We start from the raw sequence: 26277 nt of genomic DNA on the forward strand, positions 1-26277 counted from the left end.
TCCTCCTGTTCTGTTGTGAGCACATGGTCACGCAGAAGGGAGGCAAGGGGCGTGCAAATCTGTACGCCGCCGAGTAAATGATGCATCATCCATGCGCCCACCGGCGAAATGGCGCATGATATGACCACGCTCGACACCCTCGACTGGCGGCTTCTCGACGCCCTGCAGCGGGATGCTTCGCTGACCAATGCCACGCTCGCGGAACAGATCGGCCTGTCCGCCAGCCAGATTTCGCGCCGCCGCCAGCGCCTCGAGCAGGACGGGGTGATCCGCGGCTACCGCGCAGCCCTGGAGCCGGCTGCCGTCGGGCTCGGCGTCATCGTCTTCATCCATGTCGCGCTCGACACCCATTCACGCGACAATGCGCGCCGCTTCCGCGATCTCGTCAGGCTCACCCCGGCGATCCTCGAAGCGCATGCCCTCACCGGAGAGGCCGATTACCTGCTGAAAGTGGCGGTCGGCGACCTCAAGGCGCTCGCCCGGCTCGTCAATGAAATCCTGATGCCGCATGAGAGCGTGGCGCGCGTCCGCTCCGAGATCGCGCTCGAAACACTGAAGGAACCGGGGCTCTTGCCGCTGCCGATGACATAGCGCGGCGCTTGTGCAAACTGCGCCTTCGTCAGGCCGCTTTCATGCGGCTGATCGATCCCGACCGCACGGCATTCCCCTGCGGCCACGACAGGAGGACTTCGATGTTCAATGCCAAATCGCTGCTTGATGCCCTGATCAGCGCGGGCAGCCAGGCAGGCGCACAGGCAGGACAGCAGGCGGGCCAGCAGGGCGGTCTCGGCGGCATGCTCGGCGGCCTCGCGGAGCAGGTGCAGCGCTCGGGCGGGCTCGGCGGGCTCGCCGGGCAGATCCTGACCCAGGCAAGCCAGGGCGTCGGTGACGCCGCGCGCCAGACCGGCGTGCAGCAGGGCGCGAATGATGCGCTCGGCCGGATCACCGGCGGCAAGACACCCGACCAGCTCATCGAGCAGGCGAAGGGCCTGTTCAACAGCAACCCTGCCCTCGCAACGGCCGTGCTCGGCGGTCTCGGTGCGCTCGTCTTCGGCACCAGCACCGGTCGCTCCGTCGCCGGCTCGGCAGCCAAGCTCGGCGGCCTCGCTCTGATCGGCGGCCTCGCCTACAAGGCCTACCAGAACTATCAGGCCGGCAAGCCCGTGCTCGACAGCCGCGAGCAGGAGTTGCTGCCCGCCCCCGCCGGAACCGGCTTCGAGCCGCAGGCGGCGAGCGAAGCGACCGCCCTCGTCCTCGTCCGCGCCATGATCGCGGCAGCGGCGACTGATGGCCATATCGACACCGAAGAACGCGATGCGATTCTCGGCGGCCTCAAGGAAGCCAGCCTCGATCAGGACACGCATGCCTGGCTGGCGCGGGAACTCGCCAAGCCTGCCACGATCGACGAGCTCGTCGAAGCCGCCGAAAGCCCGGAATTGGCCGCGCAGATCTATACGGCTGCGCGTGTCGCCATCAATCCGGACACTGCGCCCGAGAAGGACTTTCTGGCCGGCCTCGCCGGCTCGCTGGGGCTGGACGCCGAGCTCGTCGCCAATATCGACGCTGCCGCCAGCGCCGCCAAGGTCTGAACCGGGCAAAGCAGACCACAGGCACCACAGCCGGCTTTCGCGCCCATCGCGCAAGTCGGCTGATGGCATCACAGCCTCGCGAGCTGGAGGCCGCGGCAGCTCCACTTCCGCGTCCCCTGCTGCTAGGTGCGGGGCCATGTCTGATACCAAGAACGGCGGACCGGCCCCGAAGCCGGACGCCGCCCCCTCGCCGACGCGCCGCCAAGCCCTCGCCCTGACGCTGCTCTCGCCGATGGCCTCCGTGCCCGCTCTGGCGCAGCCACCGCTCTTTGCCGGACCCGCCTCGCAATTCGTGCAGCTCGATCCGCCGGAGGATGCCGGCTCCCTCGCGCTCACCGACCTTGCCGGCAAGAGCAAGCCTCTCTTGGCCTATCGCGGCAAGGCCATTCTCCTGAACTTCTGGGCGAGCTGGTGCCCGCCCTGCCGGCGCGAGCTGCCAATCCTGCGGCGCCTGCAGGCAAGAGCAGCGCATGAGCCCTTCGTCGTCCTCCCGGTATCGTTGGACAAATCGGCAGCGACCGTCACCGCCTATCTCAAGCGCCTTGGGCTTGCCGACCTCTCGACCTTCATCGATGCCGCCGGCACGGTGGCTTCCGGACCGAAATCGACCCAGCCAACGCCATTCGCCCTCTACGGCATGCCGATGACCTACGTGCTTGATCATGAAGCGCGCAGCGTCGGCTATCTCGTCGGCGAAGCGGATTGGGACAGCCCTGAGGGGCTGAAATTGCTGCGCTTCTACGCGAGAGCGGCGGGCTGATTTGCCAATGAAAACAGGACTTCCGCATTCCCGCGGATCGGACCCGATAAAATAATCGCCGCCGCCATTGAACCTCCCTGCTCAGTCCCGCGACCAATCGGCATGGAGGGCGAGCAGTTCGCTCTCGCACCAGTCGGGAGAGACGAGCATGACGACGTTCCGCAAGACGCTGACCGCCACCCTCGCGGCCGCGACCCTGGCCACCACCTTCTTCATCGCCTCCGGCGCCGAGGCGCGCCCGCGCTGGGGCTATGGCTACGGTGGCTGGGGCGTCGGAGCCGGTGTGGTTGGCGCGCTCGCCGCGGGCGCCATCATCGCCTCCGCCACTCGCCCGGCATATGGCCACGGCTACTATGCCGCTCCCGTCCGCTCCTGTGATCTGGTCGAGCGTTTCGACCGCTGGGGCAACGTCATCGGCTACCGCCGGGTCTGCGGCTACTACTGAGCCTTCGGCGCCCCTGAGTTATCGAGACCAGACTGAAGCCTCTCACCGAGGGGCTTTTTTTCTTGCGTCTTGGCTGGTGTCGGGCGCCGTCCGTGACGCTGACACGGCGCCCATGCTCATGGCCCGGTGCCGAGCGCCACATGGGCCGCAGCTTCGTCGCGGATCCACCTGCGGAAAGCAGCGATCGCCGGCCGCTGCGCCGAGGCCTCCGGGCAGACCAGATAGTATTGGTGCGGCCCCTTGACCTGATGCGGGAACGGCCGGACCAGGCGGCCGGCATCGAGATAATCACCGATCAGGACATTGGTGGCGAGCGCCACCCCCTGCCCTGACGCGGCGGCCTGCAATGCCAGGAAGGTGTGCGAGAAGCGCGGGCCCCGGGTCGCATCGACCTCCGTCGCGCCGACGGCTGCGAGCCAGAGCGGCCATGTCACGAAATCGGGGATGCCCTCCGGAATCTCGTGCAGCAAGGTATGATGGCGCAGATCCGTGGGCTCGCGCAGCGGCCGCTCGGAATCGCCGAGCAGCGCGGCGCTGCAGACGGGAAAGAAATTCTCCTCCATCAGGAGATCCGTCTGCAGCCCCGGATAGCCGCCGCGGCCGAGGCGGATGGCGACATCGACATTCTCACGGGCGAAATCCGTCAGCCCCACCGAGATCTCGACCCGCACCTCCAGATTGGGTTCGCGCTCCTTCAGCGAGCCGAGCCTTGGGATCAGCCAGTTCAGGGCGAAACTCGGCAGGGTGCTGACCGTGAGCGCATTCGGCGCTTCCGGCCTCAGGGCTCTGGCCGTGGCTTCGTTGAGTTGGTCGAGCACCTGCGAAATCGTCGCCGCATAGCGTTCGCCGACCTCGGTCAAGGCGACACCCTTGCTCGGCAGCCGGTTGAAGAGCGGGCGCCGCAGCCAGGTCTCGAGCGACCGCACATGCTGGCCGACGGCGCTGGCCGTGACCGCGAGCTCGTCTCCTGCCTTCTCGAAGTTGCGATGCCGGGCGGCAGCTTCGAAGGCGCGCAGGGAAGCCAGTGGCGGAAGGTGTCGGCGGCTCATGTCCGGCCAAGTCCAGCTTGGGCAAGGCGAAGAACTTCGCATTTGCTTGCTTCCCAGGCAAGGCGCAGATTCGCGGGCAACCAGATCACTCGTGAGGCGCGCCATGTTCGCCAGCCCAGCCATAGCAGGACTTTCCTTCTCCGCCGCCCGCAGGCCGAGCAGCCGCGCCCTGGCGCTGTTGTTGCAGGTCGAGGCCTGGCTCGATGCCAGGAGCAGCGCCCGCACGCTCTATGCCATGGACGACAGGGCCCTCTCCGATCTCGGCCTGTCGCGCAGCGACGTCGAGCGCGTCAATGCGGATGCCAGCCGGACAGTCGGAGCCGCGTGAGGAGCCGCCGGAGCGAAAGCAGGCGGGCCAGAACGGAACCTAGTGGGGACTGGAGGTCGACAAAGACCGCCGGTCCCTTTTCTTTCCTGCGCGAGGTCGTCGCTCGGCCCTTCGCGGAGGCTCTGTCTCCTTCGGCGGATTGAGGGGAAGCTGTTACGATCGACGTCGCTGACACGATCTGACGCGCCGAGGCTTAAGCATGCCCGCACGCTCGCAACGGAGATCGGCCATGCCGCTGCCCAATCGCGTCAGGCCTGACGGCACGCTGTTCGCCGATCCGGCGCGTGGACTGTTCTTCGGCAATCGCGGCGGCCGCTTCCACGATCCCGACCGGCGCGAGGCACCCGCGCGCATTCAGGCGACGCAGCATTGGCTCTGCTGCGTTCTCTCATTCAAGGAGCGGCGCCGGAAGGTCTGGGGCCGCGGCTACACCGAGCTCTTCTTCTGCGACGAGGTGACGGCGCTCGCCGCCGGCCACCGCCCCTGCATGGAGTGCCGCCGCCGCGATGCCCTCGCCTATCGCGATGCGTTGGTGAAGGGGCTCGGGCTGACAGAGACGCCGCTCTTCCCGGAGATCGACCGCATCCTCGATGCCGATCGCCGGATCGGTCGGGTCAAGCGGATGCACCGGCTTCCGGCGGAAGAGCTGCCGGACGGCGCAGTGCTGCGCTCCGAGAGCGAAGGAGCGTTTCTGGCGTTGCGCGGAGACACCGCTTTGCTCTGGTCGCCGGCGGGCTACCTTTCGCCTCGACCTCGCCCGCGGGGGCCTGCAACGGTCCTCACGCCACCCGCCACGCTGGCGGCCCTAAGGGAAGGCTATAGCCCGGTCTGGCACCCGAGCGCCGCGGCCCTGGCTTCCTGCCCGCTTGCGGGCGAATAGGAACCTTCCTCCCTCCGCAGGCGTTGCCGCAGCATCATCCTTTCAATGAGGGGCTGCAAATGCGTTCGATCATCCTGTGGCTTGTGGGCGTTCCAATCCCCATCATCATACTGTTGTGGTTTTTCATGAAATAGGTCGAAGCCTCCTTCATGAGCGAGGCCGGGCGCATGCCCGGCCTCGTTGCGTTTGGGCAGGTTACCGCCACAAGCTGACGGACAATCATGCTTCCCCATCATGCCGCTCCCGTCGCAACCCCGAGCAATCTCGCCTATATGCCGTCCATGCATTCGCCATCGACACCGCCGATCATCTCGGTTTCGGGTCTCTCGAAGACCTATGCCACCGGCTTCACCGCGCTGAAGACCGTCGACCTCGCCATCCGGCGCGGCGAGATCTTCGCCCTGCTCGGCCCCAATGGCGCGGGCAAGACGACCCTGATCAGCATCATCTGCGGATTGGTGCGCCCCAGCACCGGCACGGTCCTCGCCGATGGCCACGACATCCAGCGCGACTATCGCGCCGCCCGCGCCGCCATCGGCCTCGTCCCGCAGGAACTGACGACCGATGCCTTCGAGACGGTCTGGGCTACGGTCAACTTCAGCCGCGGCCTCTTCGGCAAGCCTAGGGATCCGGCCCTGATCGAGCGAATCCTCAAGGACCTCTCGCTCTGGGACAAGAAGGACACGCAGATCCGCCGCCTTTCCGGCGGCATGAAGCGGCGCGTGATGATCGCCAAGGCGCTCTCGCACGAACCGCGCATCCTCTTCCTCGACGAGCCGACGGCCGGCGTCGATGTCGAGCTCAGGCAGGATATGTGGCAGATGGTTCGCCGGCTCAGGGAAGACGGCGTCACCATCATCCTGACCACGCACTACATCGAGGAAGCCGAGGAGATGGCCGACCGCGTCGGCGTCATCTCCAAGGGCGAGATCATCCTAGTCGAGGAGAAGGCCGAGCTGATGCGCAAGCTCGGCAAGAAGCAGCTCTCCCTGCAGCTCCAGCAGCCGATCAGTGCCGTTCCGGTTGCGCTCGCGGATTTCGATCTCACGCTCTCCGCCGCCGGCGACGAGATCGTCTACACCTACGACACGCATGCCGAGCGTACCGGCATCACCACCCTGCTCCAGGGCTTGTCGGAAGCGGGCATCCGCTTCCGCGACCTCAGCACCAGCCAGAGCTCGCTGGAAGAAATCTTCGTCAATCTGGTGAGGGAGCGGGCATGAGCGCCGCGAGCTTCAACCCGCGCGCCATCGCCGCGATCTATCGCTTCGAGATGGCCCGTACCTGGCGTACGCCGCTGCAGAGCATCGTCTCGCCCGTGCTCTCGACCTCGCTCTATTTCATCGTCTTCGGCGGGGCGATAGGCTCGCGCATGCAGTCGATCGACGGCGTGCCCTATGGCGCCTTCATCGTGCCCGGCCTGATCATGCTCTCGTTGCTGACGCAGAGCATCGCCAACGCCTCCTTCGCGATCTATTTCCCGAAATTCACCGGCACGATCTACGAACTGCTCTCCGCGCCGGTCGCCTGGTGGGAGGCGGTGATCGCCTATGTCGGCGCCGCCGCGTCGAAATCGATCCTGCTCGGCCTGATCATCCTGCTGACGGCCACTTTTTTCGTGCCGCTCAGGATCGAACATCCCTTCATGATGCTGCTCTTCCTGGTGCTGACCGCGACCACCTTCAGCCTGTTCGGCTTCATCATCGGCATCTGGGCGGATGGCTTCGAGAAGCTGCAGGTCATCCCGCTGCTGATCGTGACGCCGCTGGCCTTCCTCGGCGGCTCCTTCTACTCGATCAGCATGCTGTCGCCGTTTTGGCAGACGGTGACGCTGTTCAACCCGGTCGTTTACCTGATCAGCGGCTTCCGCTGGAGCTTCTTCGGGCTCGCCGATGTCGGCCTCGGTGTGAGCCTCGGCATGACGCTGATGTTCCTCGCCGCATGCATCGCCGTGGTCGGCTGGATCTTCAAAACCGGTTATCGGCTGAAGAATTGAACCGCCCCTGTCATTCCGGGGCGGCCCGCAGGGCCGAACCCGGAACCCACGACCGGGTGAGACATTAGGGTTCTCCTCTGCCGGACATATCGATCCAAAACCATGGCCGCTCACCCGGTCGTGGGTTCCCGGTTCTTCGCTGACGCGAAGCTCCGGAATGACGAGCTGGGCAGCGCCAACCAATTGACTTCCGCCCCCCTTCCGTCTTCATGCGCGCCATGACCGATCTTTCGACCCTTGAAGCGTCCGCGGCCTCTGCCGCGCCGCATGCGCGCCGGCGCACCTTCGCCATCATCTCGCATCCGGACGCGGGCAAGACGACGCTGACCGAGAAGCTGCTCTATTTCGGCGGCGCCATTCAGCTCGCCGGCGAAGTCCGCGCCAAGCAGGGCCGCCGCCAGACCTCCTCGGACTGGATGAAGATCGAGCGCCAGCGCGGCATCTCGGTCGTCACCTCGGTGATGACCTTCGAATACGGCGGCCATGTCTTCAACCTGCTGGATACTCCGGGCCACGAGGACTTCTCGGAAGACACCTACCGGACGCTGACCGCCGTCGACGCCGCCGTGATGGTGATCGACGCCGCAAAGGGCATTGAGGACCGCACCAAGAAACTCTTCGAGGTCTGCCGTCTCAGAGACATCCCGATCGTCACCTTCATCAACAAGGTCGACCGCGAGACGCGCGACCCCTTCGACCTGATCAACGAGATCGAGACGACGCTGGCGCTCGACGTCGCACCTATGACCTGGCCGGTCGGCCGCGGCCGCGAATTCGTCGGCACCTACGATCTCAAGGCCAATACCTTCCGCCGCAACCAGAAGGGCGACGAGCGCGCCGAGGACCGCCAGGTCTCCGGCTGGGACGACCCGCTCTTCGACGAGTTGCTGCCGAACGGCGCCGCCGAGACCTGGCGCGAGGAGGTCTTCCTGGCCGCAGAAGGCTTGAAGCCCTTCGATCTCCAGGCTTTTCGCGAAGGCCATCTGACGCCGCTCTATTTCGGCGCGGCGCTCCGCGACTACGGCGTGCGCGACCTGATCGATGCGCTGGGCGCCTATGCGCCCAGCCCGCGTGCGCAAGCGTCCGACAAGCGCCCGATCGAGGCGGACGAGCCGAAGATGACCGGCTTCGTCTTCAAGATCCAGGCGAACATGGACCCGAACCATCGCGACCGCATCGCCTTCATGCGCATCTGCTCAGGCAAGCTGACGCGCGGCATGAAGGCCAAGCTCGTCCGCACCGGCAAGCCGATGCCGCTCAACGCGCCGCAGTTCTTCTTCGCCCGCGACCGCTCGATCGCGGAGGAAGCCTTCGCCGGCGACATCGTCGGCCTGCCCAACCACGGCACTTTGCGCATCGGCGACACGCTGACCGAGGGCGAGGACATCGTCTTCAAGGGCGTGCCGAGCTTCGCCCCGGAAATCCTGCGCCGCGTCAAGCTCAAGGATGCGATGAAGGCCAAGAAGCTGCGCGAGGCCTTGCAGCAGATGGCAGAGGAAGGCGTCGTCCAGCTCTTCCTGCCGCATGACGGAGCGCCGGCCATCGTCGGCGTCGTCGGAGCCCTCCAGCTCGACGTGCTCAAGGAGCGCATGGACGCCGAGTACTCGCTTCCCGTCGATTTCGAGCCCTGCCAGTTCTCGATCGCCCGCTGGGTTTCCTCCGACGACAAGGCGGCGCTGGCGAAGTTCGTCGGCCTGAAGCCCTCCGCAATGGCCGATGATCTCGACGGCGACCCGGTTTTCATGGCGTCCAGCCAGTTCACGCTGAAATACGATGCCGAGCGCGCGCCGGACATCACCTTCTCGGACGTGAAGGACTATCAGAAGGTCACGAAGGCCTGATTCAACGCTGTGGCCTGAAAGAGACAGGCCTCTGCGCGCTCCCTTGGGGTTGATCCGCATCAATTCGCATCGCGCGAATCCGGCGCTGATGGAGACATGAGCCTGGCGGCGCACCCTGCGTCGCGGGCTCGCGACTCCGGGGGCTGCTGCCTAAATGTCTCGCTCGATCCGACTTTCTCTCGCCGCTGTACTGCTCGGCGCAACCGCTCTGACCGGTGCCCATGCAGCCGATCTGCCCACGACCAAGGCGCCGCCTCTTGCGCCGGTTCTGTCCGCCTGGAGCCCGTGGATGATCCGCGGCCGGGCCCTGTTCGTCATGCCGCAGGAAGATGCAAGCCTGACGCTCGGTGGCGCCCCGATCGTCGGCGGCAAGGTCGACATCTCCAACTCGGTCGTGCCAGAACTCGACATCACCTATTTCTTCACGAAGAACATCGCTGCCGAACTCATCCTCGGCGTCACCCCGCATAATGTGAAGGGCGCTGGCAGCCTTGCCGGTGCGCGCATCGGTTCGGCCTGGCTGCTGCCGCCGACGTTGATGCTGCAATACCATTTCACCGATCTCGGCGCCTTCAAGCCCTATCTCGGCGTCGGCGTGAACTACACCGTCTTCTTCGACGAGAAGGCCAAGGGCGGCTTCACCGATTTCGATCTGAAAGATTCATTCGGCTTCGCCCTCCAGGCCGGCTTCGACTACATGATCGACCAGCACTGGGGCATCAACTTCGACGTCAAGAAGATCTTCCTGGAGCCCAAGGTGAAGGTGAACAACGGGCTCATTGCCGGCAAGGTCAAGATCGATCCCTGGCTGATCGGCGCAGGCGTCACCTACCGCTTCTGAGGCCCGGTACGGCCTCGGTCGATCGGGCTCGCGGAGAAGGGAGCGCTTCGCCGCTCCCTTTTTGCTGTCAGCACTCAAACCTCGGCAAAGCCCAGCGGGATCGCCGAGGTGGATTTGAGTTCCTCCATCGCGAACATCGAGGTCACGTCACTGAGATCGATGCGCGAGATCAGCTTCTTGTAGAGCGCGTCATAGGCGGCGATGTCGGAGACATAGGCCTTGAGCAGATAGTCGATCTCGCCGCTCATCCGGTAGAAATCGACGATTTCCGGCAGGTCGTGCACGGCCTGATGGAAGCGTTCGAGCCACTCCATCGAATGACGGGCCGTCTTGATCGCGATGAAGACGGTGACACCCGCCTTGAGCTTGTCCCGGTCGAGCAAAGCGACGCGGCGCTTGATGTAGCCGCCTTCCTCCAGCTTCTGGACCCGCCGCCAGCAAGGCGACGACGACAGCCCGACCGCCTCCGCAAGCTCTGCGAGCGGCAGGCTCGCATCCTCCTGGAGCCGCGCCAGGATGCGCAGATCGAAAGCATCGAGCTTGGCCATGATACCTCAGCTGGTTCGAAATCAGCTTCTTTCCAGAAGACCGAAATGGGGAATATTTTCCACATATGATCTCACGTCGGGTACGCGCTTCCAATAAGGGAAGAAAATTCTCCAACTCCGCAAACTGATGCCTGCACGCCTCCCGTATGATTTTCGCGCAATCGAAAGGGGAATGGGATGCAGGGATTTCTGAGCGAGGAGCGGCGCGGGGCCGTGCTGCAGAGCCTGCGGACCGATGCCGGCACCCTGTCGCGCGACTACCTCACGGCGGCGCGCGAAGTCCTGCGGGAGCTCGTCGATATGCCCGATTTGGTTCAGCGCCTGCCGCTGGAGCGCAAGACGGGCGCCTACAGCCGCAATCTGCTGGCCGGCAATGAGGATGTCAGCGTCTGGGCCATCGTCTGGGGCGAAGGCTCGGCCACCTCGATCCATGATCATCATTGCTCATGCTGCTTCGGCGTCGTCTCCGGCACCGTGACCGAGACGTGGTATCGCGCCATCGACGCCGCCCGCGCCGTGCCCACCGAGGAGCAGGAGCGAAAGCCGGGCTATGTCGCCTGCATGCTGCCCTCGGGCCCGAATATCCACCGGATGCGCAATTTCGGACCGGGCGAAGCGATCTCGATCCACATCTACGGCTTCGACCACGAGGTCCACGCCTCGTCGATCGAGACCGAATACACTGCTGTCAGCGGCTGACATTCGCGCGCCACGCTGCGGGGACAAAGCAGCAACCATGTCCCCGGTTCTGACGGCGGCGGCATACTCGCCGGCTCGATCCTCTGGGGAGCCGCGCAGATGTCGATTTTTGGCTGGACGGGTGCGTCTCTCGCGATCGTGTCGCCAGCGCCCTTGGCCGTCACCGAACCAAAGCTTCGTCAGCTCGCGCCCAATGGTAACGCCGCGATCCTCGTCGGCATTGCCGGCGGCTTCGACGGGCTGGCGCCCGGCTATGGCGTGACGACTGCGCTGCGCATCTGCCATTTTCTCGCACAGGCCGCGCATGAGACCGACGGTTTCCGCACGCTCGAGGAATATGGCGGCCCCGCCTATTTCGCCCGCTACGAAAGCCGGCGCGATCTTGGCAACACCTTGCCGGGCGATGGCATTCGCTACCATGGCCGCGGCATTTTCCAGCTCACCGGCCGGGCGAATTATCGCCGCCTCGGCCAGATTCTCGGCGTCGATCTCGAAGACGAGCCCGAGCGCGCGAAGGAACCCGCGATCGCTCTCTCCATCGCCTTCGCCTACTGGCGCGAGCGCGGCATCGGCGCGGCCGCCGATGCCGACGACCTCGAGCGCGTGACAAAGCTCATCAATGGCGGGCGCAACGGCCTGGCCGAGCGGGCGCGCCATCTCGCGAAGGCGAAGGAGATTTGGGTGTGAAGCCAGCCGTCTTGCTCGGGCTTGACCCGAGCATCTCGGAAACCAGCACCCTTCTGGTCATGAGATGGTCGGATCAAGCCAGGGCATGACGGCAAACAACCTCAGCCGTGTCCCGCCTTCAACGCCTGATCGAGATCGGCATAGAGGTCCTCGACGTCCTCGATACCGGTCGAGAGGCGCAGCAGGTCGGTCGGACAGGGCGAGCCGGCCCCCTCTATCGAGGCGCGGTGCTCGATCAGGCTCTCGACGCCGCCGAGCGAAGTCGCACGCTTATAGAGCCCGACATGGGCCGCAGCCTTGACTGCCGCGGCCTCGCCGCCGGTAACCTGGACCGACAGCATGTAACCGAAGCCGTTCTCCATCTGCCGCGCGGCGATGTCGTGCCCGGGGTGCTGCGGCAGACCCGGATAGAGCACGCGCGCGACCAGCGGATGCGCTGAGAGGCGCCGCGCCAGCTCCATCGCCGAGGCGGACTGGCGCTCCTGCCGCAGATGGAGCGTGCGCATCCCGCGCATCAGCAGATAGGCCTCGAACGGGCCGAGGATGCCGCCCTGCCCCTTGCGCACCGTCTTGATCCGGTTCCAGAACTCATCGTCGGCATTGGCACAGAGCGCGCCGGCGACGACGTCGGAATGGCCATTGAGAACCTTGGTCGCCGCATGCATCACGATGTCGGCGCCCAGCGTCAGCGGCCGCGTATGCACGGGCGAGGCGCAGGTCGAATCGACCGCGAGCCGGGCGCCGGCCTTGTGCGCGATTTCGGCCGCCGCCGCGATGTCGGTGATGGTCCAGAGCGGGTTGGAGGGCGTCTCGACCCAGACGAGCTTGGTCGCACCGGGTTTCACAGCGGCCTTGAGGGCAGCGAGATCGTCGGTCTCGACGAAGTCGACCTTCAGACCCCAGCGCGTGGCTTCGTTGAGCAGCCAGGCCCGCAGCGCCCAGTACATCACCTTGGAAGCGACGACATGGTCGCCGGGCGAGAGCGCCTGGAAGACGGAGGTCGCCGCCGCCATGCCCGAACCGAACAGCAGCGCGCCGGCTTTGGCTTCTTCCAGCATGCCGAGCACGGCCTGCGCCTCATGCACGGTCTCGTTGTCGGGCCGGCCATAGATGAAGCCGGAGGAATAACCGTTGTCCTCGTCGCGGATGAAGGTCGTCGAGACATGGATCGGCGGCACCACCGCTCTGGTCAGCGGGTCGACCTTGCCCATCGCCTGCGCTGCGAGGCTCCGCGGGCTCCAGCTCTTCCTGCTCATGTTCTCTCCAACCGTCATGCTGCTGTATCGACACGATCTCGCATGATCGGTCGGAAGCACTCTAGCGATCGGCAAAAATTTAAGTTGGTGTTTTTCACCGCAGAGCGACTATTTTCGTCGCCAGGAAATTTATGATGCTGAAAATCGCCGATCTCGATCATTTCGATCATGCACTGCTCGAAGAGATGCAGCGCGACAACCAGACGCCGGCCCGCGTCCTGGCGGAGCGAGTCGGGCTGTCTCAAAGCGCGGTGCTGCGCCGCCTGCGTCGGCTCCGAGCGGAGAAGGTCATCGCGGCCGACATCTCCATCGTCAACCCCGCCGTGCTCGGCGTTCCCGTCACGATTCACGTGCTGGTGTCGATCGACAGGGGCTCTCAGCTCGCCGATGCCTTCGCACGCAAGCTGCGCGCGCGCCCGGAAGTTCGGCACGCCTCCTATGTGACGGGAGGCGCCGATTTCGTCCTCCACCTTCAGGTCGAGAGCATGGAAGCCTATGCTGCTTTCGCGCGCGAGGTTTTCCACGACGACCCGAACGTCTCGTCATTCTATACCTATGTCGCCATGCGCGAAGTGGTCGGGCCGGCGCAAACCGGCCGGCCGAAGCGCGCCACCGCGCCGGCCCGCCCTGAGCGACCGGTCTAGCGCCCGATTTCGCAAGCGGGCCGGCCTCGGCTCCTCCGGAAAAGTTCCATGACCGGAAGACATGCCATGCGGGGCAGGATGCATGCCCGCGGCGGCCCGGCGGCCTTGCCGACCGATGCCGCCGGCCTCATCTTCCGGACATGAACACGCTTACCGGGTCCCCCTCACAACGCCGCTCCCCGCTTTGGGCGGCGCTGATCATCGCGATCCTGCCGGTGGTTGCGGCGTCGCTGCTCGGCAGCGCGGCCACGGTTCCGCAGATTGCCGGCTGGTATGCCGGTCTCGCAAAGCCGCCCTTCAATCCGCCGAACTGGATCTTCGCACCGGTCTGGACCGCGCTCTATGCGCTGATGGGGCTGGCCGCCTTCCGCATCCTGCGCATTCCTGTCGGAACGCCCGGGCGGCGACGCGCGCTGCTGGTCTATCACCTGCAGCTGCTCATCAATATCGGCTGGTCCTTCGCCTTCTTCGATGCCAACAGCCCTCTTGCCGGGCTGATCGTCATCCTGCCGCTGCTCGTCCTGATCCTCGCGACCATCGCCGCCTCCAGGCCGCTAGACCGGCTCGCCGCCAATCTGCTCTGGCCCTATTTCGCATGGGTCGGCTTCGCGACCCTGCTCAATGCCTCGATCTGGTGGCTCAACCGCTGAGGATCATCCGCCGATCGAGCGCTCGATCACCTTCATCACGGTCGCACGCAGCTCTGCGATGGTGAAGGGCTTCGACATCACCTCCGCGACGATCGTCTCCAGGCTCTTCGCCCGTTCGCGCTGCTCGGCATAGCCGGTCATCAGCATGATCGTCAGCTCCGGGAAGCGCTGCTTGGCGGCGAGCGCCAGCGCGATCCCGTCCATCAGCGGCATGCGGATATCCGTCAGCAGCAGGTCGAAGCGCCCTTCCTCCGCAAGGAGGATGTCGAGCGCCTCGGCGCCATCGGCAGCAGTGAGGCAGCTATGGCCGTCCAGGCTGAGGCCGCGCGCCACCAGCACGCGCAGCGGCTCCTCATCGTCGACGACCAGAATACGTGACATCGTAGTTCCCTAGAGCATTTTTCGGCGAAGTGGACACTGCTTCGCGCGAAGAAAATGCGACAAAACAAAAATTCTAGATGCCCGGCAGCCCGGCCTGATCTTCCGTCTCGATCACGCCGACGAAGGGCAGCTGCCGATAGGAATGCGCGACATCCATGCCGTAGCCGACCACGAAGTAGTCCGGGCATTCGAAGCCGACATAATCAGCCTGGATGTTGACGGCGCGCTTGTGCGGCTTTTCCAACAGGACCGCGGTGGACACCTTCGCGGCGCCGCGTGCGGCCAGTAGATCCTTGGCGAACGCCAGCGTGCGGCCGGATTCCAGGATGTCGTCGACCAGAAGCACGTCGCGCCCGCGCACCTCGCTCTGCACATCGCGCAGGATCTCGACCTGGCCCGTAGAAACCGTTCCGGTCCGATAGCTCGACAGGTGAATGAACTCGACCTGCGGCGCGAGGCCGATGCGGTGCATCGCCCGGATCAGGTCGGCCGCGAACATGAAGCTGCCCTTGAGAACGGCAACGACGAGCAGATCTTTGGGATTGCTGGCGGCGATGGCCTCGGCCATCTCCTGGTTGCGCCGCGCGATCGCAGCCTCGTCGTAAAGAACCCTGATCCGCCGTTCGGGCATAATCTCTCCGTCGTCGTTTCCGGCCGCAACCGGCCCCGCGCAAGCTGGATGCGCCGGGCCCCGCAGCAATGAGTCATGAACGCCGTCCGGCCGAATGGGCCCGATCGACAGGCACCCGTCCTAGCAGCATCAGTGCGTGCTGGCGATATTGGCGGTTGTCGCGGCCGAAGTGAAGCGCACCTGCACGGACCGCCCGCTTTCCGGGGGAGAAGCCAGCCGGGCCCGGAAACGGATCAGTTCGGCGGGCTCCAGGCTCGCCCGCGGTGGCTCCGTCGTCCAGCTGTAGAGCGTCGCGCCGGCCGCATCCTTCACCGCGACCTCGATCAGCGGCACCCTCGCCTTGCTCTTGGTGACGTTGGTGACATCGCCCTCGACCACCAGGAAACGGTTCGCGCCATCCTCGATCAAACCGCTCTCGATGGCGCCCAGGCTCAGGCCTCGCACATTCACCGGCAGCCCGACCGTCTCGAAGACGCTTGCGAGCTGCGGCGCAGCGCGGACGACTGCGTTGCGCTGCCATGCGGCGAAGCCGAGCAGGGCAAGACCCGCGACAGCGGCGGCCGCAGGCAACGCGACGGCACGCTCCCGCAAGCCTTTCGTCGTCGATGCCCCGGCCGAACCACGCCTGGCCGAACCACGCTTGCCGCGTCTCGCGGAAGGCTGGCTGTCGGCGGCAGCTATTTCAGCTTCCGCACCCGCCTTTTCACTGGTTTCGGCGGCAAGCGCCGTGATCTCGGCGTCGATGGCGGCGGCGCGCTCCAGCTCCTCTGCCAGCAGGGCTTTCGTCTCCTCCTCGCTGGGTGCGTCAGGAAAGACGGCGACTGGCGCGACATGCCATGCGGTCTTGCAGCTCGCGCAGCGCACCTTTCGGCCTTCCGGCCCCAGTTTGGCCGCGTCGAGTTCATACTGGCTGGCGCAGGATGGGCAGACGATCAGCATGGGCTTTCGGGCAATCTCTTCGCAACGATGGCCGGGTGTCTCCGGTACGCTTCGGTCCGGGATCCGCTCTTCGGAGCCTGGCGCAACGACAGGCGCTGAAGCACGGATGACGGCGAACGGAAATGCCCGCTGCTATTGGCACGATTTATGGTTAACGCCCCGTGAAGAATCTGTAGCGCAAACTGCTCCCCTCGTGCGGTTCCGGGCCGGCTTGCTTGCGGTGTAGGATCGGCCCGGATACGCGTTTCGCTGAATGAGGAAGACCGCTTGGTTCGGTTCGAAAATGTCGGCCTGCGTTATGGCATGGGACCGGAGGTGCTGAAGGACATCAACTTCAGCATCGCACCGCGCTCGTTCCAGTATCTCACCGGCCCTTCCGGTGCCGGCAAGACGACGTTGATGCGCCTTATCCTGATGGCGTTGAAGCCGACACGCGGGCTGGTGAACCTGTTCGGCCAGGACGTCTCGCGCCTCGATGCCGACACGCTCACCGCCTTTCGCCGCCGCATGGGCGTGGTCTTCCAGGATTTCCGCCTGCTCGATCATCTCACCGTCTACGAGAATGTCGCGCTGCCCTTGCGCGTGCTCGGCAAGGAGGAGGCGAGCTATCGCGCCGAGGTCGTCGAATTACTGCGATGGGTCGGGCTCGGCGAGCGCATGCATGCCGTGCCGCCCGTGCTCTCAGGCGGCGAGAAGCAGCGCGCCGCCATCGCCCGCGCCCTGATCGGCCGTCCGGAACTGTTGCTTGCCGACGAGCCCACCGGCAATGTCGATCCCGGTCTCGGCCGGCGGCTGCTCCGGCTGTTCATGGAGCTGCAATCGCTCGGCACCGCAGTGATCATCGCGACGCATGATCTCAACCTGATGGAAATCTACGACGCGCCGCGCCTCGTGCTGGCCGATGGGCAGCTGCATGTCGATGCCTGAGCCCGGCCATCACGAACCGGAGCATGCGGAAAGGGCGCTGCCGCCCAATCTGCGGCGCGACCTGCCACTCGTGCCTGTCGACACCGTTGCCGGCCGCGCGCTGATGGCGGTGATCGCGATCCTGACCTTCCTCGCTGCGCTCAGCGCCGGCGCCGCCGTGCTCGCCGCGCGCGCTTCCGATCAGTGGCGGGGAGCCATTTCCAACGAGATGACCATTCAGATCCGGCCTGATTCGCATCGCAGCATCGATGACGATGTCGCGCGCGCCGTGGCGATGGCGCAGGCGCTCGACGGCATCGACAGCGTGCGCGCCGTTCCCAAGGCCGAATCGGACAAGCTGCTCGAACCCTGGCTCGGCACGGGCCTCGACCTCGTCGAGCTGCCGATTCCGCGCCTGATCGTGCTCAAGCTCAAGGGCGGCGCCAGCCCGGATCTTGCGAGTTTCGGGCCGACGCTGCGCCGCGAGGTGCCGACGGCGATCCTCGACGATCACCGGCTCTGGGTCCGGCGCCTTTCGGCCATGGCCGGCACCATCGTCGCCTCCGGCTTCGCGATCGTGCTGCTGGTGCTGACGGCGGCCGCGCTCGCCGTCGCCTTCGCCACACGCGGCGCGATGGCGGGCAGCCGCGACAGTGTCGAAGTGCTGCATTTCGTCGGCGCCGATGACGGTTTCATCGCGCGCGAATTCCAGAGCCGCTTCATCAGGCTGGGACTCAAGGGTGGCGCATTCGGCGGCCTCGCAGCGATCCTCGCCATCGCCCTCATCGGCTTCATTGTCTCGCGCTGGCGCACGGCACCGGAAGCCGAGCAGTTGCAGGCTCTGTTCGGTGCCTTCGAGATCGGCTGGGCCGGCTATGCCGCAGTGCTTCTTGTCGCGGTTGTGGTCGCCGCGATTGCCGGCCTCGTCTCGCGCTTCACCGTCCGTCACTATCTGCGGATGCTGTCATGAGCGAGCGCGGAGCGGCGGCCGGTCGTCAACCGATCCTTCACTCCTGCGGCGGGAGCCGGCATGTTGCCGCCGCCGTTATGCCCGAATGCCGGGTTATGCCAGCAATATCATGGCCATGATCGGCAGCACCAAGCGCGATCTCTCGATCGAGCCGCCGGATTCAGCGGCCCGGCGCTCGACGCCGGCCGCAGGCCTGTCCCTGCGTCGCATCCTGGCACTGGCCGTGGCTGCACTCGCCGCCGCCGGCACGCTGCTGCTCGGCCTCGGCTATGTCAGCTTCGCCTCGGGCATCGACGCGCAGGAGCCGGCGGCGACGCCCCGCACCGACGCGATCGTCGTGGTCACCGGCGGCGCCCAGCGCATCGGCGATGCCATCGGCCTGCTCGGGGCCGATCGCGGCGCCCGCCTCCTGATCAGCGGCGTCAACGAGAAGACGAGCCGCGAGGAACTCGCCAAGCTCAACCCCGCCTCGCGCGACCTGCTGAATTGCTGCGTCGACCTCGATTATCGCGCCCGCAACACCATCGGAAACGCCATCGAGGCCCGGCGCTGGGTCCGTCAGCATGGTTTCCGCTCGCTGCTGGTCGTGACCTCGAACTACCACATGCCCCGCACAGTCGCGGAATTCGCCCATGCCATGCCGGGCGTGACGCTGATCCCCCACCCGGTCGTGACCGAGCATCTCGACACGACGGGCTGGTGGTATCGCTGGGCGACGATCAAGGTTCTCGCGCCGGAATATGTGAAATATCTCGTTGCGCGTCTGCGCAGCCTCATCGAACGCGATCCCGAGAATTCGCGGCTCTCGGTGATCACCGGCGGCCGCAAGCCTGTCTCGTCGAAGCCGGCGGAGCTTCTGGGGCCAGCGGCCGAGAAGCGGTCGCGGCTGCCGGGCCATTTCCGCCACGAGGGCTGAGCCCCGAAAACCGCGCAGGCGCTTGACCGGAGCCGCATCTCAGGCTCATTGCGCAGCATGCTCGTTCTGCGCTCCCTCGCCTTCAACACGCTGTTCTATGCCAATCTCGTCCTGTGGCTGATCTTCATCATCCTGCCCGCGCTGTTTCTGCCCAAGCGGATCCTGCTGGCCGCGGCGATCGCCTGGTCGCGTTCCTCGCTCTGGCTGCTGCGCGTGGTCGCCGGCACGCGCTACGAGGTCACCGGCATCGAAAACATTCCGCAGGGCGGCCTGATGGTGGCGGCGAAGCATCAGTCCTTCGTCGAGACCTTCACACTCATCACCTTATTCCCGGACCCCGTTTTCATCCTGAAGCGCGAGCTGACCTGGATCCCGCTCTTCGGCTGGGCTCTGAATCGGCTGCGCATGATTCCCGTCAATCGCGGAGCCCGCGCCCGCGCCCTGTCCGATGTGACCCGCCGCGCCAAGGTCGAGCTGGGCCAGAACGGCCGTCAGCTGCTGATTTTCCCGGAAGGCACGCGCCGCCCTCCCGGCGCGCCACCGGCCTACAAGTTCGGCGCCGCCCATCTCTACGCCGAGCTCGGCGTTCCCTGCGTCCCCGTCGCACTCAACACCGGTCTCTATTGGCCACGCCGAAAGTTCCTGCGCCGCCCCGGCACGATCCGCATCGAGATCCTGCCACCGATCATGCCCGGCCTCGGCAAGCTCGCCTTTCAGCGTGAGCTGCAGGAACGAATCGAAACGGCCTGCGACAGGCTGCTGGCGCAGGGGCGTGCGGAGCTCGCCGCGCTCGGCCTCGACCCGCTCGCGACGCAGGCTCCTGACAAGCCCTGACAGCAGAGATGACGCCGTCCCGGAGGCTGCCGGGTCCGACGCTTGACTTATCCCCATGTCGTTCCCATTTTGTTCCCATCACGGAGGAACGGACATGGCCGCTCTCGCCTATCGCTACACCCCCGATCTCTTCGACGAGCCGCTGGAGCGTCGGGCCGAGAAGCGAAATCGTCTTTTCGGAGAGATTCGACGCTCGAACAAGGAGATGGATCGCCGCTTCGCGCCCGAGGAGACGCAGGACGATCTGGTGGCGCGCGAGATGCCGCTGCGCAGCACAGCCGGCCTCGGCGAGCGCCGCTTCACCGCCTGGCGCGGCCGGTCCGGCCGGCGCTATGTCGCGTCGGTGTTCTCCATCGACGATGTTCATGCGCTCGGCTTCATCGACGCCGTGCTGCTCGCAGTCTCGCCCGATCGGCGCATCATCGCGGCGCGCGATTCCGGCCCCTTCGGCGTCGAGGCGGCCCTGAGCCGCTGGCAGCGCGCGATTATGGCTGCGGGCGCCGCCGAGATCCATGTGCACCTTCTCGCCGAGGATGGCCTGAGCCGTCGCGCCGCGCTGCTCGACCTGATGCCGGAAGCCAGCCCGGAGGGCTGATCAGCCGCGCGCCAAGGGCGGATGCGGGGCGCCCAGGCCGGGCGCCAGCTCCTGCGCGAGGCAGGCCAGGACCGGGTCGTAGATCCCCATCTTGCGCAGATGCTCATGCGTCCGCAGCACATAGTCCGGGTTCTCGCCGGACTGGCCCTTTCCCTCCCTAACGAGCTTGAGCAACTGGGCGGGCGGCAGCTTGCCGGCATATTGCAGATGCTTGCGATCGGCCACATAGACCAGCCCGCGCGCCTGGCGGCCATCCTCCAGCCTGAGCGGAACATGGCGCTCGAGATAGACGGCCGTCGCCTGCTCGCGCGCCCTCAGATAGTCCACGGTCTCCTTCGCCTGCGCCGCAGCGACCCGGAAGGCGAGCCCCCGGCAGACACCGCCGCGATCGAGCCCCAGCACCAGGCCCGGCCGCTCGGGCGTGCCGCGATGCACATGCGAGAAGACGCAGAGCGAGCGGTGATAGCCGTGCAGCCGCGCCTGTACGCTTTCTTCGAAGGGAAAGCCCGGCCGCCAGATCAGCGAGCCGTAGCCGAAGACCCAGAGATCGGTCGCGCCGAATTCGGTCGTCATCGCCATCCCATAATTTAGCCGCGCCAGCCTGCTTGCTGGGCCCCGCAGTCCAGCAAGGCCCTCGCCGCTCTGGCGCCGGTTCCTGCGGCGAGCTAAGGCATCGGACCGAAAAGTGAAACTCGGTTTTCGGACGAAAACGATGCCACATTGAAGAGCGATATCGCCAGGGCCGTCTTCGCCCTGGCGATATCGCGCGCCGCCCGCCTCCGCGCAAGGAACGCCTGCCGCATGACCGATCCCCTTCCGACGCGCCGTCACAGCCGCTTCTGGCTCTACGGTCCCACGCTTCTGCTCGTCATCCTGGCCGCCGCCTGGTCCGCCTTCTGGTTCTACGCGCGGGGCCGCGCCACGGCCGAGATCGATGCCGCCCTGGCGCGCGAGGCCGAGCGCGGCCGCACCTGGACCTGCACCGATCGCACGATCGGCGGCTATCCATTCAGAATCGAGCTGCGCTGCAATGCGCTCGCGCTGACCTCGACGCGCTGGGGAGACGCCGTCCGCGTCGAGACCGGTCCCGCCGTCGCCGTCGGCCAGATCTATTCGCCCAGCCTCGTGATTTTCGAGCTCACCAGCCCCGCCAAGGTCACCCTGCCGGAAGGCCGCTCGCTCGCGCTCACCTGGAGCAATCTCGATGCCAGCCTCGCCTGGCGCAATCCCGAGCGCTTCGCTCTCGTCGCCAGCGACCTGACAGCCGTTCAGACGGCGCCCGGCCTGAATCCGGAGACCTGGAGCAGCAAATCCCTGGAGACCCATCTGCGCCGCAATCCATCTCGGCCAGCTACCGACCAGGCCGTCGACATCGCCCTCACGGCCAAGGGGACGGTCCTGCCGCCGATCGACGCGCTGCTCGGCAACACCGATACCGGCGAGATCGCGCTGGATGCGACGCTGACCCAGGCCGAGGCCTTCCGCAAAGGCTTCAACCCCGATGCGCTGGAAAACTGGCGCGGCGCCAACGGGGCCTTCGAGCTGACCCGCCTCGTCTCGACCAAGGGCAAGGCCCGCGTCGACGGCAGCGGTGTGTTGCAGCTCGACCCGATGCGTCGCGTCTCCGGCGACCTCCGGCTGGCCGCAGCAGGCATCGAGCAGATCGGCGGGATGCGCATCGGCAACCTGCTCGGAGGGCTCGGCGGCCTTCTCGGCGGCCGCGGCGCGGAGAAGTCGGCGGCACCCGGCCTCACCCCGCTGCCGCCGGTGTCGCTGCGCGACGGCCGGGTCTTCATCGGGCCCTTCCGGCTGCCGCTCCAGCCGCTGCCGCCGCTCTACTGAGCACAAAAAAGGGGCGCCGAGGCGCCCCTTGCTCGTTCTGTGATGCGGCGCCGGCTCAGGCGGCCGGCAGGGCCGCACGCGGCGCCTCGATGCGGGTGATGGCCTTCTTGACCGCCTCCTGCACCTTCTCGAAGGCGCGCACTTCGATCTGGCGCACGCGCTCGCGCGAAACGCCGAACTCCTCGGAGAGCTGCTCCAGCGTGATCGGATCCTCGGCGAGACGACGCGCCTCGAAGATCCGGCGCTCGCGCGGGTTCAGCACTGCGAGCGCCTCGTGCAGAGCCGTATGACGGTTGCTGCTCTCCTGCGAATCGGCGAGGCGGCGCTCCTGGCTCTCGGAATCATCGACCAGCCAGTCCTGCCATTCGCCCTCGCCATCCTCGCGCAATGGTGTGTTGAGCGAAGCGTCGCCGCCGAGGCGGCGGTTCATCTCGACCACATCCTGCTCGTTGACGCCGAGCTTGGTCGCGATCTGCTTGACCTGATCGGGGCGCAGATCGCCCTCGCCCAGCGCCGAGATCTTGCTCTTGGCCTTGCGCAGGTTGAAGAACAGCTTCTTCTGGTTGGCCGTGGTGCCCATCTTCACCAGCGACCAGGAGCGCAGGATGTACTCTTGAATCGAGGCTTTGATCCACCACATCGCATAGGTGGCGAGGCGGAACCCCTTGTCAGGCTCGAAGCGCTTGACCGCCTGCATCAGGCCGACATTGCCTTCGGATACGACTTCGCCGATCGGCAGGCCGTAGCCGCGATAGCCCATGGCGATCTTGGCGACGAGGCGAAGATGCGAGGTAACGAGCTTGTGCGCCGCATCGCGGTCGCCATGCTCGCGCCAGCGCTTGGCCAGCATGTATTCCTCGCTCGGTTCCAGCATCGGGAACTTGCGGATTTCGTCGAGATAACGTGACAGCCCGCCTTCGGCGGACAGGACAGGCAGCGAAGCACTCGCCATGCGCGTGTCTCCTCATCAAGGCTCCCGCTGTGCGGCAGGCCCACCGCGCGATCAACCTTCGCGCAGGTTTCGGATGATGCGAGTAAATCCAACGCAGCAACTGCTGTGGAGTTCGGCTGGACTGATCGCGTGCGGCGCCCCCTTGGCCATCCGCATCCGACAACCCCAGTATATGCGAACTCAGTCTGGCGGAAAGGTGGCAGAGAAGCCAGATTGACTCACAGCGTCGCGAGCGCGGTTTGCAGATTCGCAAAATCCCTGGGCGGCTCGGACTCGAACAGCATTTCCTCGCCCGTGGCGGGATGCGCAAAGCCCAGGATGGCGGCATGCAATGCCTGGCGCCCCAGCGCGGCGAGCGCCGCCCGCGCGTCCGCGGGCAGTCGCACCGCCTTGGTGACGAATCCCGAGCCGTAGAGCTGGTCGCCGAGCAGCGGGTGGCCGATATGGCTCATATGCACGCGGATCTGATGCGTGCGCCCAGTCTCCAGCCGGCACTCGATCAGGCTCGCCAGCGGCTCGGTCTCGTCGAGCCCCTTGAGCAGGGGCGGGTAGCGCTCGATCAATTCTATGTGCGTGATCGCCTCGCGGCCACGCCCCTCCTTGACCACCATCATCTTCTCGCGATTGCGGTTCGATCGCTCGATCGGCGCATCGATCGTGCCCTGGTGCAGCCTCGGCACGCCCCAGACGATGGCGAGATAGGCCCGCTGCAGCGGGCCGGTGCGGCCGTGATCGGCGAACTGCTTGGCGAGCTTCTGATGCGCCTGATCGTTCTTGGCGACGACGAGCAGTCCGCTGGTATCCTTGTCGAGCCGGTGCACGATGCCCGGCCGCCGGACGCCGCCGATGCCGGAGAGGCTCTCGCCGCAATGCGCGATCAGCGCGTTGACGAGCGTACCATCCTCATGGCCCCCCGCCGGATGGACGACCAGCCCCGCCGGCTTGTCGATGACGATGAGATGTTCGTCCTCATAGACGACATCGAGCGGGATATCCTGCCCGATGGGCTCGGCCGGCTTGGCCTCGGGCATGATGAGGGCGAGTTCGTCGCCTTCGACAACCTTGCGGCTCCCGTCGCTGACGACGGCGCCGTTGAGGCGGACGCCGCCCTCCTTGATGACGTGCTGCAGCCGCGCACGTGAAATCTCGCCCGCGAGCAGCGCGAGTGCCTTGTCGAGGCGTTGGCCGGCCTGTTCGGGGCCGACCTGCAGGGTCACGCTGGCATTCGGATCGAGAACGGATGTCATCGCGCCGCTATACGTTGCATGCGGCGGGACCGCACGCCTTTTCCGCGTCCGTGACAAAACCTCCGCAGTCATCCTGGGTCGAACTGGGGGCAACCGGGATGCTTGCGGAGGGTAGCGATACGAACTGGCTCAGCCGAACAGGCGGAAGCCGCTCTTCTTCGGCTCCGGCGGCGGCTCGTCGTCCGGCCCCGGGTCATCAGGCGCATGCGAGACCGGGAAGATCACCGGCTTGGGCGGCGCGGCTTCGCGCGCAACCGCCGCAGGCTTGACCGTTGGGGCCGATGTGACTTCGGCGGCACGTGCTTCGGCCGGCTTCGCGGCCTCCACCACCACGTCGACCGGTTTCGCCGCGGCAGCCGGCTTCAGCTCCTCCTTGGGAGGGGGCTGCACCACCGCTGCGGCCGGCTCCGGCTTCGGTTCTTCCTTCGGTCCGGGCGCAGCCGGGGGCGCAACCGCCGCGGGCTCGATCGTCGTCGCCGAGACCGGCTTGATCTCGATCAGCTTGGTCGAATCGTCGAGGTCGACCAGCACGTCGTCGAGTGCCTGAGGCGGGCTCCCCAGCGTCGCCGGCGGCACGGTCCAGACGAAGGCGTCGAGCCGTCCCGTAATCGGCGAGACCGGCATCCAATGGTCGGAGACCAGCCCGTCCGCGACCCAGGCCGCATCATGCGGTGCCCGCGTCGCCCGCGCCAGCCATTCGCGAACCCGGCCAGCGGCGCCATGCTCGGCTTCCTCAAGCTCCGCCATCAGCAGGCAGGCGCGCACCGAGGCGCCGCCGGCTAGCAGCGGCTTCAGGGTCTCGCGCGCCTTCTGGAATTCGCGCGCCTGGATCGCGGCGCCGGCCAGCGCCAACACGCTTTCGGGGTCGGCCGGCCGCAGCTTCGACAAGGTGGTCGCACGGTTGAGCCGGTCGAGCGCACTGTCACCCGGCCGCGCGTCGAGATAGGCGGCCGCGATATCGGGATGCGGAGCTTCGCGCCAGGCGGCCTCCAGCAGCCTGGACGCCTTGCGGACATCTCCGCGCTCCGACAGCATCCGTCCGGCAAGCGCGGCGGCCGGCGTCAGCGACGGCGCGAGCTTCACCGCCTCGAGAGCGGCAGCGAGCGCCTTCTCCGGCTCACGGTCCCGCTCCTGCAGAGCTTCGGCCGCGAGCAGCACGGCGCGCTGGCGTCGCGCCTCCGCCTTGTCGGCAAGCCGCAGCGCGGCGCGGCGCTCGACGGCCGTGCGCGCCGCCTGCCAGTCGCCGGCATTGGTATGAAAATCGAGCAGCGCATCATTGGCCCAGGCGAGCGAAGGAGAGCGGCGCACGGCGTCATCGGCGAAGGCGCGGGCCGCCGCCATGTCGCCGCGGCGCTTGGCCTCGACGAAGAGACCGCGCAGGCCGAGCACGCGCGTCTCCGGCTTGTCGAGCATGGCCTTGAAGGCAGCCTCCGCCTGACCGCGATCGCCTGAGAGCTGCGCCGTCTGCGCTTCCAGCAGCAGCGTCAATGGCTCGTTCGGCACGAAACGGCGCGCTTCGCTGGTATAGCGCCCGGCCGCGACGGGATCGCCCGCGCCGATCGCGACCATGCCGCGCGAGACGGCCTCGAAGCCGCGCGCCCGACGCCTGGCGCGCGAGGACAGGCTGAAGGCCGAGGGCAGGCCGAAGACGAAGCGCAGCACCGCCCAGACCAGCAGCACGATGAACGCAAGCGCCACGACGCCGACCGCGGCAATCGCGACGCTGGTCTCGATACGGTAGCCCTGCCAGAGCACCGAGACCTCGCCCGGACGATCCGCAAGCCACACCGCGCCGAAGGCAAGGCAGGCGAAGACGGCGAGATAGATGAGAACGCGAACCATGGACCCTCT

30 protein-coding genes are annotated in these 26277 nt (G+C 66.5%); 20 read left to right on the plus strand and 10 right to left on the minus strand.

Features of this window, described 5'->3' with window-relative positions; translation table 11 throughout:
• Positions 1-120: 120 nt before the first annotated feature.
• The 4 genes from AC1DE3_RS16740 to AC1DE3_RS16755 all read left to right on the plus strand — a co-directional run bounded on the left by AC1DE3_RS16740 (position 121) and on the right by AC1DE3_RS16755 (position 2794).
• Positions 121-591, plus strand: coding sequence for an Lrp/AsnC family transcriptional regulator (locus tag AC1DE3_RS16740; protein ID WP_476780475.1), 471 nt, complete (start codon positions 121-123; stop codon positions 589-591).
• Positions 592-692: 101 nt separating this feature from the next.
• Positions 693-1589, plus strand: a complete 897-nt coding sequence (locus AC1DE3_RS16745) for a tellurite resistance TerB family protein (protein WP_476780474.1) — start codon at positions 693-695, stop codon at positions 1587-1589.
• A gap of 136 nt (positions 1590-1725) precedes the next feature.
• Positions 1726-2349, plus strand: coding sequence for a TlpA family protein disulfide reductase (locus AC1DE3_RS16750; RefSeq protein WP_476780473.1), 624 nt, complete (start codon positions 1726-1728; stop codon positions 2347-2349).
• A gap of 148 nt (positions 2350-2497) precedes the next feature.
• Positions 2498-2794 (plus strand): hypothetical protein, encoded by a 297-nt coding sequence (locus AC1DE3_RS16755; protein WP_441513988.1) that lies wholly within the window; start codon positions 2498-2500, stop codon positions 2792-2794.
• Positions 2795-2910: 116 nt separating this feature from the next.
• Here the strand turns inward: AC1DE3_RS16755 and gcvA are convergent, their stop codons facing one another.
• Complete coding sequence (gene gcvA / locus AC1DE3_RS16760) at positions 2911-3843, minus strand: transcriptional regulator GcvA (RefSeq protein WP_476780472.1); 933 nt, start codon at positions 3841-3843, stop codon at positions 2911-2913.
• A 103-nt stretch (positions 3844-3946) separates the two neighbouring features.
• Here gcvA and AC1DE3_RS16765 point away from each other — a divergent pair, with 103 nt between their 5' ends.
• The 6 genes from AC1DE3_RS16765 to AC1DE3_RS16790 all read left to right on the plus strand — a co-directional run bounded on the left by AC1DE3_RS16765 (position 3947) and on the right by AC1DE3_RS16790 (position 9729).
• Positions 3947-4171, plus strand: a complete 225-nt coding sequence (locus AC1DE3_RS16765) for a DUF1127 domain-containing protein (protein ID WP_476780471.1) — start codon at positions 3947-3949, stop codon at positions 4169-4171.
• 229 nt (positions 4172-4400) lie between these two features.
• Positions 4401-5051, plus strand: coding sequence for a hypothetical protein (locus AC1DE3_RS16770; RefSeq protein ID WP_476780470.1), 651 nt, complete (start codon positions 4401-4403; stop codon positions 5049-5051).
• Between the two features lie 281 nt (positions 5052-5332).
• Positions 5333-6274: an ABC transporter ATP-binding protein gene (locus AC1DE3_RS16775; protein WP_476780549.1), complete on the plus strand. Its 942-nt coding sequence runs from the start codon at positions 5333-5335 to the stop codon at positions 6272-6274.
• Entirely contained in the window at positions 6271-7047 is a 777-nt protein-coding gene (locus tag AC1DE3_RS16780) for an ABC transporter permease (protein ID WP_476852583.1), read from the plus strand. The genes AC1DE3_RS16775 and AC1DE3_RS16780 overlap by 4 nt, the downstream gene beginning before the upstream one ends.
• Positions 7048-7265: 218 nt before the next feature.
• Positions 7266-8888, plus strand: a complete 1623-nt coding sequence (locus tag AC1DE3_RS16785; RefSeq protein ID WP_476852584.1) for a peptide chain release factor 3 — start codon at positions 7266-7268, stop codon at positions 8886-8888.
• 154 nt (positions 8889-9042) lie between these two features.
• Positions 9043-9729 (plus strand): OmpW/AlkL family protein, encoded by a 687-nt coding sequence (locus AC1DE3_RS16790; protein WP_476852585.1) that lies wholly within the window; start codon positions 9043-9045, stop codon positions 9727-9729.
• A 74-nt stretch (positions 9730-9803) separates the two neighbouring features.
• Here AC1DE3_RS16790 and AC1DE3_RS16795 read toward each other — a convergent pair whose 3' ends face one another.
• Complete coding sequence (locus AC1DE3_RS16795; RefSeq protein ID WP_476780466.1) at positions 9804-10277, minus strand: Lrp/AsnC family transcriptional regulator; 474 nt, start codon at positions 10275-10277, stop codon at positions 9804-9806.
• Positions 10278-10454: 177 nt separating this feature from the next.
• Here AC1DE3_RS16795 and AC1DE3_RS16800 point away from each other — a divergent pair, with 177 nt between their 5' ends.
• Entirely contained in the window at positions 10455-10976 is a 522-nt protein-coding gene (locus tag AC1DE3_RS16800) for a cysteine dioxygenase (protein WP_476780465.1), read from the plus strand.
• Between the two features lie 99 nt (positions 10977-11075).
• A complete protein-coding gene (locus AC1DE3_RS16805; RefSeq protein WP_476780464.1) occupies positions 11076-11663 on the plus strand; it encodes a glycoside hydrolase family 19 protein in 588 nt (195 codons plus the stop codon).
• Between the two features lie 101 nt (positions 11664-11764).
• Here the strand turns inward: AC1DE3_RS16805 and AC1DE3_RS16810 are convergent, their stop codons facing one another.
• A complete protein-coding gene (locus tag AC1DE3_RS16810; protein WP_476780463.1) occupies positions 11765-12919 on the minus strand; it encodes a trans-sulfuration enzyme family protein in 1155 nt (384 codons plus the stop codon).
• 134 nt (positions 12920-13053) lie between these two features.
• Between AC1DE3_RS16810 and AC1DE3_RS16815 the strand changes: the two genes are divergently transcribed.
• Positions 13054-13563, plus strand: coding sequence for an Lrp/AsnC family transcriptional regulator (locus AC1DE3_RS16815; protein ID WP_476780462.1), 510 nt, complete (start codon positions 13054-13056; stop codon positions 13561-13563).
• Positions 13564-13703: 140 nt separating this feature from the next.
• Positions 13704-14213, plus strand: coding sequence for a TspO/MBR family protein (locus AC1DE3_RS16820; RefSeq protein ID WP_476852586.1), 510 nt, complete (start codon positions 13704-13706; stop codon positions 14211-14213).
• A 3-nt stretch (positions 14214-14216) separates the two neighbouring features.
• On the opposite strand, the gene AC1DE3_RS16825 is transcribed toward AC1DE3_RS16820, so the two are convergent.
• From AC1DE3_RS16825 to AC1DE3_RS16835, 3 genes are all read right to left on the minus strand, one after another.
• Positions 14217-14594 carry a response regulator gene (locus tag AC1DE3_RS16825; RefSeq protein WP_476780460.1) on the minus strand — a complete coding sequence of 126 codons (378 nt, stop codon included), beginning with the start codon at positions 14592-14594 and terminating at the stop codon, positions 14217-14219.
• 73 nt (positions 14595-14667) lie between these two features.
• Positions 14668-15225, minus strand: coding sequence for a hypoxanthine phosphoribosyltransferase (hpt, locus tag AC1DE3_RS16830; protein WP_441513974.1), 558 nt, complete (start codon positions 15223-15225; stop codon positions 14668-14670).
• A 129-nt stretch (positions 15226-15354) separates the two neighbouring features.
• Complete coding sequence (locus AC1DE3_RS16835) at positions 15355-16164, minus strand: zinc-ribbon domain-containing protein (RefSeq protein ID WP_476852587.1); 810 nt, start codon at positions 16162-16164, stop codon at positions 15355-15357.
• 303 nt (positions 16165-16467) lie between these two features.
• Here AC1DE3_RS16835 and ftsE point away from each other — a divergent pair, with 303 nt between their 5' ends.
• The 5 genes from ftsE to AC1DE3_RS16860 all read left to right on the plus strand — a co-directional run bounded on the left by ftsE (position 16468) and on the right by AC1DE3_RS16860 (position 20385).
• The gene (gene ftsE / locus AC1DE3_RS16840; protein ID WP_441514015.1) at positions 16468-17091 is read left to right on the plus strand and encodes a cell division ATP-binding protein FtsE; all 624 of its coding nucleotides are present in this window, start codon (positions 16468-16470) and stop codon (positions 17089-17091) included.
• On the plus strand, positions 17078-18040 hold the full coding sequence (locus tag AC1DE3_RS16845; protein WP_476780458.1) for a cell division protein FtsX: 963 nt from the start codon (positions 17078-17080) through the stop codon (positions 18038-18040). Before ftsE ends, AC1DE3_RS16845 begins: the two co-directional genes overlap by 14 nt.
• Before the next feature lie 115 nt (positions 18041-18155).
• Positions 18156-18956: a YdcF family protein gene (locus tag AC1DE3_RS16850; RefSeq protein ID WP_476780457.1), complete on the plus strand. Its 801-nt coding sequence runs from the start codon at positions 18156-18158 to the stop codon at positions 18954-18956.
• Between the two features lie 57 nt (positions 18957-19013).
• Entirely contained in the window at positions 19014-19790 is a 777-nt protein-coding gene (locus AC1DE3_RS16855; RefSeq protein ID WP_441513970.1) for a lysophospholipid acyltransferase family protein, read from the plus strand.
• 94 nt (positions 19791-19884) lie between these two features.
• Positions 19885-20385 carry a hypothetical protein gene (locus AC1DE3_RS16860; RefSeq protein WP_476780456.1) on the plus strand — a complete coding sequence of 167 codons (501 nt, stop codon included), beginning with the start codon at positions 19885-19887 and terminating at the stop codon, positions 20383-20385.
• On the opposite strand, the gene AC1DE3_RS16865 is transcribed toward AC1DE3_RS16860, so the two are convergent.
• Positions 20386-20958, minus strand: a complete 573-nt coding sequence (locus AC1DE3_RS16865) for a gamma-glutamylcyclotransferase (RefSeq protein WP_441513968.1) — start codon at positions 20956-20958, stop codon at positions 20386-20388. It lies immediately after the preceding gene.
• Between the two features lie 228 nt (positions 20959-21186).
• On the opposite strand from AC1DE3_RS16865, the gene AC1DE3_RS16870 reads away from it, so the two are divergent.
• Positions 21187-22227, plus strand: a complete 1041-nt coding sequence (locus tag AC1DE3_RS16870; RefSeq protein ID WP_476780455.1) for a DUF2125 domain-containing protein — start codon at positions 21187-21189, stop codon at positions 22225-22227.
• A 55-nt stretch (positions 22228-22282) separates the two neighbouring features.
• On the opposite strand, the gene rpoH is transcribed toward AC1DE3_RS16870, so the two are convergent.
• The 3 genes from rpoH to AC1DE3_RS16885 form a co-directional block, all read right to left on the minus strand.
• The gene (rpoH, locus tag AC1DE3_RS16875) at positions 22283-23179 is read right to left on the minus strand and encodes an RNA polymerase sigma factor RpoH (RefSeq protein WP_441513966.1); all 897 of its coding nucleotides are present in this window, start codon (positions 23177-23179) and stop codon (positions 22283-22285) included.
• A gap of 218 nt (positions 23180-23397) precedes the next feature.
• Entirely contained in the window at positions 23398-24426 is a 1029-nt protein-coding gene (locus tag AC1DE3_RS16880) for an RluA family pseudouridine synthase (protein WP_476780454.1), read from the minus strand.
• A gap of 129 nt (positions 24427-24555) precedes the next feature.
• A complete protein-coding gene (locus tag AC1DE3_RS16885) occupies positions 24556-26268 on the minus strand; it encodes a heme biosynthesis HemY N-terminal domain-containing protein (protein ID WP_476780453.1) in 1713 nt (570 codons plus the stop codon).
• Positions 26269-26277 lie beyond the last annotated feature (9 nt).

This window comes from Allobosea sp. 10L417 (assembly GCF_056395485.1).